1 protein-coding gene is annotated in these 1,483 nt (G+C 69.0%); it reads right to left on the bottom strand.

Going from position 1 to position 1,483, the window contains the following annotated elements; translation table 11 throughout:
* Positions 1-37: 37 nt before the first annotated feature.
* Positions 38-1,078, bottom strand: a complete 1,041-nt coding sequence (locus ACFVT5_RS43260) for an IS30 family transposase (RefSeq protein WP_389899739.1) — start codon at positions 1,076-1,078, stop codon at positions 38-40.
* Positions 1,079-1,483: the final 405 nt, after the last annotated feature.

Below are 1,483 nucleotides of genomic sequence, written 5' to 3' on the forward strand. Positions count from 1 at the left end.
CTTGGGTTCTAGTGATCGTCGCAACACCGATCCAGATTCAGGCGGTCAGTAGATCACGTAGGCGCTCGGCTGGGTTATCCCAGTCGAGCGTCTTGCGTGGGCGGCCGTTGAGTTCCTGGGCGACGTGTTCGAGGTCTTCGGGACTGTGCAGGCTCAGGTCGGTGCCTTTCGGGAAGTACTGCCGCAGCAGCCCGTTCGTGTTCTCGTTCGAGCCGCGTTGCCAGGGCGAGGCCGGGTCGCAGAAGTAGACGGGCATGCCGGTGGCCATGCTGAACTGCTGGTGACGTGCCATCTCGCTGCCCTGGTCCCAGGTGAGGGAGCCGCGCAGGTGGGCGGGCAGGGTCTGGATGGTGCGGACGAGGCCGTCGCGGACGGTCTCGGCGTCGTGGGCTCCGCCGGGCAGGTGAACCAGCAGGGTGTAGCGGGTGCTGCGCTCGACCAGGGTGGCGATCGCGGAACGCCCGCCTGCGCCGATGATCAGGTCGCCTTCCCAGTGACCGGGCACGGCCCGGTCCTCGGCGGCGGCGGGGCGGTCGCTGATCATCACCATTGGGTCGATGAACCGTGGGGTGCGCCGGTGGGGGTCCCGGCGTGGTTTGCGGCGGGTCCGGCCGGAGCGGACGGCTGCCTGCACTTCCCGCTTCAGGCCGCCGCGGGCCTGGAAATACAGCGCCTGGTAGACCGTCTCCACGCTCACCCGCATGCTCTCGTCGCCGGGACACTCCTTGCGCAAAGCGTGGCAGATCTGCTCCGGTGACCACCGCCTGCGCAGTCCGTCCTGGACGAAGCGGCGCAGCCGTCCCTCGCGCAGCAGTTTGCGGTCCTTGGGCCGGGGTCTGCGCGCTGCCGCCGCCCGGTGGGCCGCGTAGGGCTGGTAGCCCCCGGTGCCGGAATTCGCGTCGATCTCCCGCTTGACCGTGCTTGCCGGCCGTCCCAGGGCACGTCCAATCGCCCGCAGCGACCGGCCCAGCGCATGGAGATCACGGATCTGTTCACGCTCGGCCAGTGTCAGAAACCGCGGATGCAGTTGCTTTTCCAGGGCTTTCAGGCCCACCGGTGCTGTGGTCACGCCGCCCATCGTGACGGTCCCGGTGGTGTAGTCGACACGGCGCCCGTCGGCGTAAGTGCGCGTGGTGCCGCTCTTCTTGACGCCCCAGTCCCAGTCCTTGGCCGTGCGCTCGTTCACACCGACCTGCTGGGCCGCCACCCGGCGTGCGACACCGGCGGCCCGAAGCCGCTCGTACTCGTCGCGCCCGGGGTGCCGCCGCGGCAGGCGCACCGAACTCCGTCCGGCCTTCCGAGCCCAGCCGAAGGCAGTGTTCCGGTTCACCCCCAGCTCACCCGCCACCACGGTCACGTTCCCCACGGCATCCAGCCGCGCGAGGAAACGCTCCCTCAACCCCGAAAGATCATCGTGTCCAACGGCCACGGTCCTCGCAACTCCCACAGATCGCGGGTGTTGCGAGGACCATTAGAACCCAAG

Source organism: Streptomyces sp. NPDC058001 (genome assembly GCF_042886315.1).
Classification (GTDB): Bacteria; Actinomycetota; Actinomycetes; order Streptomycetales; family Streptomycetaceae; genus Streptomyces.

Coding starts and splice junctions, on each gene's coding strand:
- ACFVT5_RS43260 (WP_389899739.1), bottom strand. CDS start 1,078: ATGGGCGGCGTGACCACAGCACCGGTGGGCCTGAAAGCCCTGGAAAAG.